Source organism: Mycobacterium sp. AMU20-3851 (assembly GCF_043974665.1).
Lineage (GTDB): Bacteria > Actinomycetota > Actinomycetes > Mycobacteriales > Mycobacteriaceae > Mycobacterium.
This window is the reverse complement of sequence record NZ_CP146371.1, coordinates 1,185,649-1,197,817: the sequence shown is the minus strand read 5'-3', so window position 1 is coordinate 1,197,817 and position 12,169 is coordinate 1,185,649. Positions and strand designations below refer to the sequence as shown.

Below are 12,169 nucleotides of genomic sequence, written 5' to 3'. Positions count from 1 at the left end.
CATCAACCGTCATGGTGACGGACGAGACTCCACAGATCACGAGAGGGCGGCCTCCAGCCGGTCCACATAGGTGTCGATGTCCTCGATCGCCGATTCGGCCGCGAAGACGCTGAGGGTGATGGTGTCCCCCACCCCGGTCACGCAGTGCGTGATCCCGACCATCGGGGACAGCCCGGGGAACGCCGCGGCCAGCCGGACCGGCGCTCCGGCGAAGCTGAAATCGGCTGCCCCGCAGTTAACGCTGGACACCACGGTGTTGCCGGTGACCGTCACCGATCGTGTTTCGGGGTTGAAATGGCTTATCCCCCAGCGCAACAGCCGGGCCGGAGTCGCGTCGAAGGCGCGTTCGGAGGCACGCATGGCCGGATGGGCGGCGCGTTGCTTGCGGGCCGCCAGTTCGGTGGCGATCGCGGCGCGCCGTTCCTCCCGCGGCAGTTCCGGACGCAGCCCGACCCCGACGGTGCCGAAATGGTTGTACGCCCGGCGCGGACCGGCCTTGGCCATGGTGACCTCGGCGCCGAGCGCGCCGAGCATGGTGGGATCGGTGCCGAGGTCGCGCAACTGGTCGGCCAGCGCCTCGGAGATGGCGGCCAGCGCGGCGACGGTGACGGTGGCCCCGGCCAGCTGGGCACGGTCGCGCACGACGGTGCGCATGCCCCGCGGCCCCTCCGGCCGGTCATTGGTCCGCAGCGGCGTGCACTGCGCGGCGGCCGGCGGCACGCTGCCGGCCAGCGTGTCGCGCATCAGCTGCTGATGGGTGCGCGCCGCCTGCAGACTGCGCCAGGGCAGCGTGAGCGGATTCCCGTACACCGGTGTCACGGCGGGCACCTCGGCGTCACGCCCGAACATCACCGCGGCCGGGCCGCAGGTCCGGCCCCCACCGCCGAGCACGTGGGTGATCTGCAGGACCGCGACGGTGGCGCAGCCATCGATCTGCGGGACCCCGCGCACTCCCGGAAAGACATGCAGCCGCCAGGGCGTCACGGTGGCGTCGAGCTGGTCGTCGACCAGGGTGACCACGGCAGCCAGGCAGTCCGACCAGGAACCGTCTTCGAGGTCGTGCACCCGGAACTGCCCCGGGTCGACCTGATGCGGCACCCAACTCGGGTAGCGCCACGGTTCCGCGTCGCTCACCCGCCGGGTCAAATCCGGGCTGCGTCCGGCCGCGACCGCCAGCTGTGCCAGCGCGGCATCCAGATCTGTTGGTACACCCTCGAACCCGTACAACAAGAAGGTGTCGTTGGGCATCCTGGAGGACATCCAGAACATCTGCGCGTCGACCGCGGTGAGCCGGTTAGCTGCCACGCCCGATGAAATCCAGGATGCGGGCGGCGGTGCCGGCGGGTTGGTCGAGCTGCAGGAAATGCCCACCGCCGTCGACCACGTGCGCCGCGCTTTCCGCCGGCAGCACCCGCCGCACCCATTCGATGTAGTCCGGTGACGCACAACCGTCGTCACTGCCGTGCAGGTACAGCATCGGCAACACCGGCGCCTCCAGCCAGCGCTGGTGCAGCGCGGCGTACCGCGCGGGCGGCCCCGAGCCCCGCACCATCGCCCGGTAATAGCCCAGTGCGGCACGCCAATTCGCCGGTTCACCGATCGCGGCGAGCACCGTCCGGGCATCCTCGGCGCCGTCGTAGCCCGGGGACCAGTCCCGCCACAGCTTGGGCACCACCCGCGTGGCCGAACGCTCCGGCAGCCCGGGCAGCTGGAAGAACAGGATGTACCAGCTGCGCAGCAGCTGGCGGGGCAACTGCGCGGCCAGCTTGGCCCCGCCCGGCACCCGGCCCAGCGGACGGAACGCCGCCGGCATCGGCACCGACATGATGACCGCTTTGTCGAACGGGCTGTCCGGCATCGCGGCCAGGCCGGCGCCGGTGATCGCGCCCCAGTCGTGGCCGATGACGATGTCACGGCCGGTGGGTCCGGCCGCCTCCAGCACCCGCAGCGCGTCATCCATCAGGGCACCGACGTGATAACTGCCATCGGCGGACAACGAGGACGGTGCGTAGCCGCGCATGAACGGGGCGACCACCCGCCAGCCGGCGTCGGCCAGCTGTGGGGCCACGGCCCGCCAGCCGTGCGCAGTGTCCGGAAATCCGTGCAGGCACACCGCAACCGGCGCGTCCGGGTTGTCCCAGTCACCCCACGTCAGCGTGCGCAGGGTGACATCGTCGGTGACGACCTCGACGGAGCCGGTCATGCCGCTATACCGGATCGAATGCGGAGATCAGCCAGCGGTCGTCGTGCTTTTCCAGCGTCACCCGGACGCTGGATGCGGTGTCGGTCGGGGCGTCGGCTCCGACCACGACGGTCTGGTTGACGAACACCAGCACCACCGCGCGGTCCGGCTCGGCCGACACCGAGGCCGCCGCCGGAACCGTTGCCACCGCGGAGATCTGCTTCTCCTTGGCGCCCGGGATCACGACGTCGGTGGTCAGGTCGGTGTAGGCCTGCGCGAAGTCACCGGTGAGCAGGGAGCGAGCGTCGGTGAGCTGCTGCTCGACGGTGTCCGGCTTGTAGGACAGCAGCGCGATGGTGCTGTCCTTGGCCGCCTGGACGGACTCGATGCGGGCGGTGTCCCCGTCGCGCACCGAATTGTCCTGCCATTTCAGGTAACCGGCGGCAACGGCCAGGATCAGCGCCAGGGCGGGCAGGATCCCGTAGGCAAGCACCCGCGACCAGTCGGTGGACCGCTTCTTCGGGGCGTCGGCGACGACCGCATCGCCCGATTCTGCCGATTCGGCGGGTTCGGTCGTCTCGACGGTCTCGCCTGCCTTGTCCAGCTCGACGGCGGTGGACTCGGCGTCGGCGGTGGGCTCGACGGCGTCGGGTTCGGTGTTCTTCTCGGTCACGGTACGAACTCCACGTTGGAAACCTTCACCTGGTCGTCGCCCATGTCCTGAACGGTGACGCGCATCCGCCACAGTCGCGGCTGTTGTTCCTGCGCACCGGCATTGGACGTCTTGACCGTCACCGCGAGCAGTACCTGCCCTTCGGAGTCGGACTCGGATTCCAGGCCCGCCTCGGTGACGGTGCCGACCGACTTCGACTGCGCCTGCTTGACCACCTCGACGAACGGGGCCGCGCGCTGCTGGAAGTCGTCGTAGAACGCGCCGGTCGCCGAATCCAGGATGCGCTGCACGTCGGCTTCGGCATGCTCCCAGTCGATGGTGGTCAGATTGATCGCGCCCTGCCGGCCGACCTGGAGGAACAGCTCGCGCTTGGCCTCCAGGTTCTGCGACTCGTAGGTGCGAAACCCGAGCCAGCCGACCAGACCCGCCAGCGCAAGGACCACCGCCAGTCCGACAATGGTGGCCAGCCGGACATGCGACATGGGCGGCTTGACGGTGGCTACCGCCTCTGCCTCGTCGAAATCCTCGGCGCCCTCGGCGCCCTCGGCGCCCTCGGCTTCCTCGACGGAGGCCTCGGGGGTCTCGGTGGTCTCCTCGACGGCGGCGGTGTCGGCTACTGCGTCAGCTCGGGATGCGGACTCGCTCACTTCCCCGGAGGGGGTAGCAGCATCGTCTGCCATGTTTGCTCCTCGTTCGCGGTACGGGCCAGGTTCGATTGCGTGTACACCTGGCCGTCCGGTCCAACGTACGTGCCGCTCTGCTGGTCGTACTCAGCGGATGCGATCGGCGGCGGGGCCGGAGCCGGGGCTGGAGCCATTTCCGCTGGCTGTGAGCCCGGCCACAACTGCGGGACGGATTGACCCGACAACGTCGCGTTCGGATCGCCCTTCCAGTTGAAGCCGTCGTTGAGCGGGATGTAGTTCTCGTCGCTCTCGCACATCTTCCAGTTCGGGGCGCGTTTGCCGGGCACCGTGATGCACGGCAGGTTACGGGCGCCGCGCACATTGAACGCCGAATCCTGCGGGACACGGCAGTAGATGTCGCCGGGCGGCCGGTCCGGGTAATCCTCCAGCGCCGGGGCGCGCACCTGCTGGGCGGGCAGGAAGCCGGTGTTGCATGGCGGCGGCAGATTCAGATTCAGGTTGAAGTTCAGATAGGCACCCTTGTAGTTCTGCCTGGTGTGCCGGCTCGCCAGGCCGGTCGCCTGGTTGACCGCGGTGCCCTGCGGGAACAGCACCAACAGCTGCTCCAGTGACGGCTTGTAGGCCAGCGCGACCTCACCGACGCTGACCAGGTTGGCCAGCACGACGGGCAGCGTCGGCTGCAGTCGATCGAACAGGGCGCGCACCTCTTCGGCGGCACCGGGGCCGCGCTCCAGCAGACCGCGCACCGCGTCGTCGTGGTCGCGTAGTTCATCGGTGATGGTCGCCAGGTTCGAGGCCCAGGCCCGCACCGAGTCGCCGGTGTCGATCTGGGTGTCCAGCACCGGTTTTGACTGGTCGATCAGGTTGACCAGCGGATCGAGGTTGGCCCGCGCGTCGATGGCCAGCTGGGTTGAACCCTTCACCAGCCGGGACAGATCCGGTCCCAGCCCGCCGACGGCGAGGTAGGCCTCATCGACGGCGGTTCGCAGGTTGTCGTTCGGGATGGCCGCCAGACCCCGGTTGGTGGCGTCCAGCAGGCTGTTGACGTCCGTCGGCACCGTCGTGTCCTCGATCGAGATGACGTCGCCGTCGCGCAGCGCCGGGCCGCCGCCGCTGCGCGGCAGCAGTTCCACGAACTGCTCGCCGACCGCGGAGCGGCTGTGCACCTGGGCCTGCAGGTCGGCCGGGATGTCCACCTTGTCGTCGAGCGACAGCTCGGCGACGACGGTGCCCCGCTCGGTGAGGCCGACGCTTTCCACGCGGCCCACCTGGGTGCCGCGGTAGGTGACGTTGCTGCGCGGGTACAGACCACCGGTCTCGGGCAGCTCCAGGCTGACCCGGTAGTGCCCGGCGCCGAAGAGCAGGTTCGGCAGCCGCATGTAGCCGAACGCCATGATGCCGATCGCGACGATCGAGATGGCGATGAAGATCGCCAGCTGGGTGAGGATCCGTCTGGTCAGAATCATGTCAGCGCCCCTGATCCCAGCGGTACGGAACGAGCAGCGGGTTCGCCCCCGTGTAGGGGCTGGGCAGCTGCCCGATGGTGCGGCCCCACTGCATCTCCAATTCGGTCAGGTCGCCCTCCCACCGGGTGCCGGTGAAGATGCCCTGGTCGATCCGGCTCAGGGTCAGGTCCACCACCAGGGTGAGGTTGGCGTAGTCGCCGCGCATCCAGTTGGTGAGCGTCTCCTTGGGGAACGGGTAGGTGGTCAGGATGCTCAGGCCACGGGTCAGCGCGGGCCCGGCGTTGGCCAGCTCCTGCAGCGTCGGCCCGAGCGCCTTGAGCTGCGCGACGAGCGATTCCTTGGTCTGGTTCACCGAGTCGGCCGCCAGTGCGCTGAACCGGCCCAGCTGAACCAGGGCCTCGGACAGCTGATTTCGCTGATCCTTGAGCACCTGCAACGCCTCGGGAATGGTCTCCAGCGCCCGATCCACCACCGGCTTCTGCTCGGCGACCTGGCCGACGAGGGAGTTCAGGCTCTCCGCCGCGGCGATGATGTCGCCCTTCTGATCGTTGGTGTAGGCGATGAACTTGTCCAACTCGGTGATCAGACTGCGCAGGTCGGCCTCGCGGCCGGTGAAGGCGGTGCTGAACGCCTGGGTGATGTCCTGCACCTGGCCGACACCACCGCCGTTGAGCAGCAACGAAATTGCGGCCAGCGTCTGTTCGGTGGTCGGGTACGCGCCGGCGGATTCCAGCGGGATCACCGACCCCTGCTTCAGCCGTCCGGTGGGTTCGGCGTCGGTGGGCACCGCGAGTTCGATGTGCTGCGAGCCCAGCAGGCTGGTCTGCCCGAGGGTGGCGGTGGCGTTCGCGGGCAGCACCACGTCGCCGTTGAGGCTCATGGTGACCAGTGCGTTCCAGCCCTGACGCTCGATGCCGGTCACGTTGCCGACGGTGACGTCGTTGACCCGGACCCGGGAGTTCTGGTCGAGGTTGTCGACGTCGGGCATCTGCGCCTGAATCGTGTAGGCGCCCGGGCCCTTTCCTTCCACGCCGGGCAGCGCCACCGAGTTGATGCCCTTCCATGAGCATCCGGTGGCGGCCAGCGCCACGGCGAGCACGCCGATTCCGAGACGGGTCTTGTTCACGATCCCGCTCCCGTCTGCACCATCATGCCGGGCAGGCCGTCGGCCGGGTTGGTTGCCGCGACCGATTCGGCGGCCAGCGGCGGCCCGCCCGGAACGGGCGTCGCAGGTGCCGGTGCGGCGGGCGGTGCCGCGGGTGCCGGGCCCGGCGGCGGAATGTAATCCGGGCGCAACCAGTCCTCGCTGTAGGTGATCTCGTTCGGCCGGGCGAAGGCGCCGACGGCGAGGTTCTGCCCGATCGGCGGGAAGTTGTACTGGCGGTTCTTGATGATCGGCGCCAGGTACTGCACGCACAGCTTGGACGACTGCTCGGCACCGAGACGCGAGGCCGCCTGCACCGCACCGCACAGGAAGGTGATCGGGTTGGCGAAGTTGTTGATCACCGGCACGGTGGACATCGCGCCCTGGGCCGGCTGGTAGGCGTTGATGTAGTTCTGCAGCGTCGTCGGCGCCACGTGCAGGAATTGCTTGACGTCGTCGAGACTGTCGTTGAGCGCCTGGCTCACCCCGGCCAGCTTGTCCGATGTGGTGCCCAGGGTTTCGCGGTTGTCGGCCACGAAGTTCTGCACCAGCCCGACGGTGTCGGCGAGGTCCTGCACCGCGTTGCCGACCTCGTCGGGGTTGTCGGCCAGCGTGCCCGACACCGAGGCCAGGTTCTGGTTGAGCTGCCGCATCACGGTGGTGCTGTCCTGCAGCGCGGACACCAGGATGGACAGGTTCTTCACCGTGGAGAACACGTCGGTGCTGTGGTCGCCGACGGCCGAAAAGGCCTGGGACAGTTTGACCAGCGTCGCGCGGATGTCCGCACCCTGACCGCGCAGGTTGTCCGCGGCGGTGTTGATCACCGAGCCCAGCGTGCTGACGCCGCCGGGTTCGGTGGGCTGCAGATTCTCGGTGATGCGTTCCAGCTGTGCCCGGAAGTCGTCGTACTCCACCGGGACGACGGTGCGCTCCTGCGGGATGACGGCGTCGTTCTCCAGCACCGGGCCGCTGCCGGTGTACGTCGGGGTCAGCTGAATTGCCCGCGACGTCACCAGCATCGGCGACAGGATCGCGGCGTTGGCCCCGGCGGGCACCTTGTACTTGCTGTCGTACCAGAACGAGATCCGCACCCGCTCGGGCTCTGGCTCGATCTTGGCGATCCGCCCGACCGGCACACCGAGGATGACGACGTCGTCACCCTCGAAGATGCCGTTGCTGTTGTCGAAGTAGGCCACCACGTTGGTGCGGTTGAGCGTGTCGGTGACCCGGGTGACCGCGAAGATGCCTGCGGCCAGGATCAGCACCAGCACCACCAGCAGCGAGATCCGCTTGGTGCTCTGTTTCGATGGTGTGCTCATTGTCCTGCCCCCGGTTCGGTACCGGATCCGGCGCCGTGCGGCACCGGTTCACCCGGAGCGGGCACCAGTACGGGCTGCGGACCGACCGGCGCCGACTCCATGCCCGGCGGCGCGATGGCCGGCGGTCCGGGCGGCGGCCCACCGGGCGGACCCGGCGGAATCGGCTCGCGATACGGGTAGCAACCGGTCGGGCCCGGCAGCGGGATGCCCGGAGGCCCACAGCCCAAATCGCCCGGGTTGCCGGTGATCGCATCGGGCAGCGTCATGCGCGGCTCGCCGCCCTGGCCGGTGCGCGGGAACGGGATCGGCATGGCGGGGGTGCCTGCCTGTCCGACGCCCGGGTCGTGGCGTTCGGACGGCAGCAGCACGTTCGGATCCAGGCCCAGGTCGGAGAATGCGGCGTCGACGAACGGCTGCACGAACTGACCGGGCAGCAGGTTGGCGACGTAGGACTTGAAGAACGGCCCCGATGCCGCGGACTCGCCGAGCGACATGGCGTAGGCGTGCATCAGTTTCAGCGACTTCTGCAGTCGTTCCTTGCGGTTGTCCAGGATGGTGAGCACGCCGTTGAGCTTCTCCAGCGCCGGCTTCATCGTCTCGTCGTTCTCGTTGATGAAGCCCTGCAGCTGACGGCTCAACGCCGAGATGTTGCCCGAGATCGCGTCCAGCGCAGCGGTTTGGCTGCGCAGTTCGGCCAGTAGCGCATTGCTGCTTCGGACCAGTGTGACGATCTGGTCGCTGCGCTCGGCGAGCACCGTGGTGGCCTTGTTGGCGTTGCTCAGCAGGCCGCGCAGTTCGGCGTCACGCTCGTTGAGGGTCTCGGAGAACCGGGCCACGCCCTCGATGGCGACCTTGAGATCGGGCGGGGTGTCGGCGAACGTCTCGGAGATCACCCGCAGCGAATCCGAGAGCTGGTCGGTGTTCAGACCGCTGATGGTGGTCGCGAGATCGCCGAGGGCATCCGGCAATTGGTAGGCGGGCGTGGTGCGGTCGGCCGGGATGGTGCCGCGCTGCGAGCCCTCACCGCGCGGGGTGACCTCCAGGATCTTGGTGCCCAGCAGGCTCTTGGTCCGCACCGCGGCCTCGCTGCGGTCACCGATGCGCACATTGCTGTCGACGGTGAATTTCACCAGCACCTGCTGGCCGTCGAGTTCCACGGAGTCGACGTGGCCGACCCGCATACCGGACACCTGCACCGAGGCGCCGCTGCGGATCCCGCCGGCCTCGACGAAGTACGCCGAATAATCCTTACCGCGGTTGAGGAACGGCAGCTTGTCGTAGTTCAGCGCGCCGAGGATGATCGCGGCGATGACGGTCAGGCCGACCGCGCCGACGACCAGTTGGTTGCGTTCTGCGAAGGACTTCACTTCGGCGTGCACCTCCCGGTGCTCTGCCCGGCCGCCTTCACGTACACCGGCTGGCCGCCCTTGCCGTTCAGCTTGAGCACGATGTCGCAGAGATAGAAGCTGAAGAAGTCACCGTAGATTCCCTGCCGCGCCAACGCCTGATAGGCGTCGGGCAGCGTGTTGATCAGGTTGTCGAAGTACTCGTGGTCGGCGAGCACCACACCCGCGGTCCGGTCGGTCTCTTGGATCGTCTTGGCGAACGGCGGGCGGGCCTCGGCGAGCAGATCTGCGATGCTGCCGGCCGCGGCGTTGGTGTAGGCGAGGCCGTCGGCGATGTCGGTGCGCCGCTCGGCCAGCCCGTCGATCAGTTCGGAGAGCCCGTCGACGCCCTTGGCGAACTGTTCGTTCTGGTCGCCCAGGGAACCCATCACGGTGTTGAGATTGACGATGACCTCCCCGATCAACTGGTCACGGTCGGCCAGCGTGTTGGTCAGCGCGGCGGTCTGGGTGAGGAAGGACCCGATGGTGGCGCCCTGACCCTGCAGCGCGCTGATCAACTGGCCGGACAGCGCGTTGATCTGGTCGGGATCCAACGCCTTGAACAACGGCCGGAAACCACCGATCAGCGAATCGAGATCCAGCGCGGGTGCGGTGCGCGCGAACGGGATCGTGGCGCCGGGCTGCAGGCGGCTGGTGTCCCCGGTGCCCTCCTCCAACGCCAGGTAGCGGCCGCCGATGAGGTCGTCGTACCGGATGATGGCGCGGGTGCCCTCGGTGAGCACCACCGACTCGTCGACGGTGAAATCGACCAGGACGCTGCCGTCGTCACGCATCGCCAGCTTGCCGACCTTGCCGACCTCGACGCCCGCGATCCGGACGAAGTCGTCGGGTTCCATGCCACTGACATTGGTGAACTCGGCGCGGTATTGCGACTCTCCCTCGCCGAATCGCAGCTGGGAGAAGATCGCGAACAGGCCGAAGACACCCAGCAGACACACTGCCAGGAAGATGGTGAGGCGCCAGATGGCGCCCCCCAGATTGTCTTTCATGGCTTGCTGGTTCTCCTCAACGGTGTCTGTCGATAGCGGTCAGGGGCCGGGTGCTGCCGGTACGGGCAGCGGTGTCGGGGGCAGCGGTGTGGGTTGCACACCGGGTGCGACGACGGTGAACGGTTCCGAGCCCGGGGTCGGCCCGGGTTCGCGCGGCGCGCCCGGCGGCGGGGCGGGCGGCAGACCCGGCCACAGCGGGGTGCCGTCCGGTGCGTACAGCTGGGCGCCGTAGGCGGGTGCACCCGGGTACGGGATCGGTCCGATCGCCGGTCCGCCCCAGGTGTTTCGGATACTCGGCGGTTCGGGCACCGCACGGGTGACCGGAAGGTAGTTGCCGTAGGCCGGGAACGAGATACCCGGGTTGGGCCGCAGGTCGATTCCGGTGCCGAAGCCGGTGTTGGTGACCAGCTGACGCACCGGCCAGTTGTCGTCGACGATCGGCAGCGAACCGCAGCTGGGCTTGCCGCCCGGCCCGCCCTTGGCGCCGACCACGGTCAGGTGATGCGGGTAGCGGTACGGGTCGTCACCGAGGGCGATGGCCGCGTCCAGGATGAGGGACTTGCCGTTGCCGCCGGTGGCCTCATAGCCGCCGTGGTCCAGCAGGTACTTCGCGCCGGTGAACAGACAGGTGTAGGTCGGGCTGTACTTGTGCAGCAGGTCCACGGTGGGCCGCAGCGTGTTGACGGCCTTGATCAGGTTGTCCTTGTTCGGGGCGAGCAGCTCGATGCCCTTGTTGGACAGACCCGTGGTGGCCAACAACAGCGCATCGAGTTGGCGGGCGCGCTCGGACACCGTCACCGAGGTGGTGGCAGCGGCGTCCAGCGTGGTCAGGATGTTCTGTGCCGCATCGCTGTACACGTCGGCGGCGCCCTGCAGTGCCTGCCAGTCCGCGCGGACGGTCTCGGCGCGCGGGTTCAGGGCCAGCAGCACCTGGTTGGCGTCGGTGGTGGCCTGCCCGATGCGCTCACCCTGGCCGCGGACACCTTCGGCCAGTGCCGTCAGCGTGCTGTTCAGCTTCGCGGTGTCGATCTGATTGAGGACGCCGACCAGGTTCTGGAAGACGGTGTTGACCTCTGTGGTGACGTTCTGCGATTCGAGCACCTGATTGGCCTGCAGGCGCTCGGTTACCGGGTTCTCCGGGAACACGAGGTCGACGAACTTGGCGCCGAAGATGGTGGTGGCCCGGATCCGGGCCTGAACGTTGGCCGGGATGTACTGGATCTGGTCCGGGTAGATGTCCAGCCGCAACTGGACCGGGTGGGCGCTCTCGGAGTTGCCGCCGCTGATCGCGACGACCTTGCCGACCTGCACGCCGTTGAGCTTGACCTTGGCGTTGGTCTCCATCACCAGGCCGGACCGGTCGGCGGTCAGCGTGACCGGGACGTAGCTGCGCAGCGTCCCGGTGAACAGCGAGTAGGACAGCCAGATGGCGAAGATGATGAGCAGCACCAGCAGCAGCGTCCACCAGCCCGGGGCCAGTCCCTTGCGTTTCGCAGTCGTCGTCATATCAGCCGGCCAGGTTGAAGTTGCCGGATTGCCCGTACACGGCGAGCGAGATCATCACCACGACGAACGCGGAGATGATCAGCGAGGTGCGCACCGCGCGCCCCACCGCCTCACCGACACCCGCCGGGCCGCCGCTGGCGGTGAACCCGTAGTAGGTGTGCACCAGCATGATGACGATCGCCATCGCGATCGACTGTACGAACGACCAGATCAGGTCGGTGGGGTTGAGGAACGTGTCGAAGTAGTGGTTGTAGACACCGGTGGACTGCCCGTAGATGGCGGTGGTCCCGAACTTGGCCGCCCAGAAGGACGCCAGCACACCGACGCAGTACAGCGGGATCACGACGATGACGCCGGCGATCACCCGCGAGGACGCCAGATAGGCGATGCTGCGGATGCCGATCACTTCGAGCGCGTCGATCTCCTCGTTGATCCGCATCGCACCGAGCTGGGCGGTGGCACCGGCACCGATGGTGGCCGACAACGCGATCGCGGTCGTCGCGGGCGCGATGAGCCGGACGTTGAAGAATGCCGAGGCGAAACCGGTCAGCGCCTCGACGCCGATCTCGGAGAACTGGTTGAAGCCCTGCACAGCGACGAGTGCGCCGGTGCTGACGGTCAGGAAGCCGACGATGGCGACGGTGCCGCCGATGATGGCCAAAGCGCCCGCACCGAGGCCCATCTGGGCGATCAGCCGGATGAGTTCCTTCGGGTAGCGGATGAAGACGTCCCCGATGGAGATCAGGGTGCGCCCGAAGAACTGGGTCTGCTCCCCCACCTGGTTCCAGCTCGTGACGACACTGCCGACGCCGCGTCTCAACCGGACGCCCATCACGCTCG

The 12,169-nt window shown here is 68.2% G+C and carries 11 protein-coding genes; all 11 read right to left on the bottom strand.

The window, feature by feature from the left end; genetic code table 11:
- Window positions 1-36: 36 nt before the first annotated feature.
- Genes V4U86_RS05935 through V4U86_RS05885 form a run of 11 tightly spaced genes read right to left on the bottom strand, consistent with a single transcriptional unit; the run spans window position 37 to window position 12,161 of the window.
- Window positions 37-1,305 carry a WS/DGAT domain-containing protein gene (locus V4U86_RS05935; RefSeq protein WP_395310361.1) on the bottom strand — a complete coding sequence of 423 codons (1,269 nt, stop codon included), beginning with the start codon at window positions 1,303-1,305 and terminating at the stop codon, window positions 37-39.
- Window positions 1,295-2,203: an alpha/beta fold hydrolase gene (locus tag V4U86_RS05930; protein WP_395310360.1), complete on the bottom strand. Its 909-nt coding sequence runs from the start codon at window positions 2,201-2,203 to the stop codon at window positions 1,295-1,297. The genes V4U86_RS05935 and V4U86_RS05930 overlap by 11 nt, the downstream gene beginning before the upstream one ends.
- A gap of 4 nt (window positions 2,204-2,207) precedes the next feature.
- Window positions 2,208-2,855, bottom strand: a complete 648-nt coding sequence (locus tag V4U86_RS05925; RefSeq protein ID WP_395310359.1) for a hypothetical protein — start codon at window positions 2,853-2,855, stop codon at window positions 2,208-2,210.
- Window positions 2,852-3,535 (bottom strand): Mce protein, encoded by a 684-nt coding sequence (locus tag V4U86_RS05920; RefSeq protein ID WP_395310358.1) that lies wholly within the window; start codon window positions 3,533-3,535, stop codon window positions 2,852-2,854. The genes V4U86_RS05925 and V4U86_RS05920 overlap by 4 nt, the downstream gene beginning before the upstream one ends.
- On the bottom strand, window positions 3,499-4,965 hold the full coding sequence (locus tag V4U86_RS05915; protein ID WP_395310357.1) for an MCE family protein: 1,467 nt from the start codon (window positions 4,963-4,965) through the stop codon (window positions 3,499-3,501). Before V4U86_RS05915 ends, V4U86_RS05920 begins: the two co-directional genes overlap by 37 nt.
- A gap of 1 nt (window position 4,966) precedes the next feature.
- On the bottom strand, window positions 4,967-6,091 hold the full coding sequence (locus tag V4U86_RS05910) for an MCE family protein (protein WP_395310356.1): 1,125 nt from the start codon (window positions 6,089-6,091) through the stop codon (window positions 4,967-4,969).
- Window positions 6,088-7,428, bottom strand: a complete 1,341-nt coding sequence (locus V4U86_RS05905) for an MCE family protein (RefSeq protein WP_395310355.1) — start codon at window positions 7,426-7,428, stop codon at window positions 6,088-6,090. The genes V4U86_RS05910 and V4U86_RS05905 overlap by 4 nt, the downstream gene beginning before the upstream one ends.
- The gene (locus V4U86_RS05900) at window positions 7,425-8,795 is read right to left on the bottom strand and encodes an MCE family protein (protein WP_395310354.1); all 1,371 of its coding nucleotides are present in this window, start codon (window positions 8,793-8,795) and stop codon (window positions 7,425-7,427) included. The genes V4U86_RS05905 and V4U86_RS05900 overlap by 4 nt, the downstream gene beginning before the upstream one ends.
- The gene (locus tag V4U86_RS05895; protein ID WP_395310353.1) at window positions 8,792-9,823 is read right to left on the bottom strand and encodes a virulence factor Mce family protein; all 1,032 of its coding nucleotides are present in this window, start codon (window positions 9,821-9,823) and stop codon (window positions 8,792-8,794) included. Before V4U86_RS05895 ends, V4U86_RS05900 begins: the two co-directional genes overlap by 4 nt.
- Window positions 9,824-9,862: 39 nt before the next feature.
- Window positions 9,863-11,329: an MCE family protein gene (locus tag V4U86_RS05890; RefSeq protein ID WP_395310352.1), complete on the bottom strand. Its 1,467-nt coding sequence runs from the start codon at window positions 11,327-11,329 to the stop codon at window positions 9,863-9,865.
- A gap of 1 nt (window position 11,330) precedes the next feature.
- On the bottom strand, window positions 11,331-12,161 hold the full coding sequence (locus V4U86_RS05885) for an ABC transporter permease (protein WP_395311923.1): 831 nt from the start codon (window positions 12,159-12,161) through the stop codon (window positions 11,331-11,333).
- Window positions 12,162-12,169: the final 8 nt, after the last annotated feature.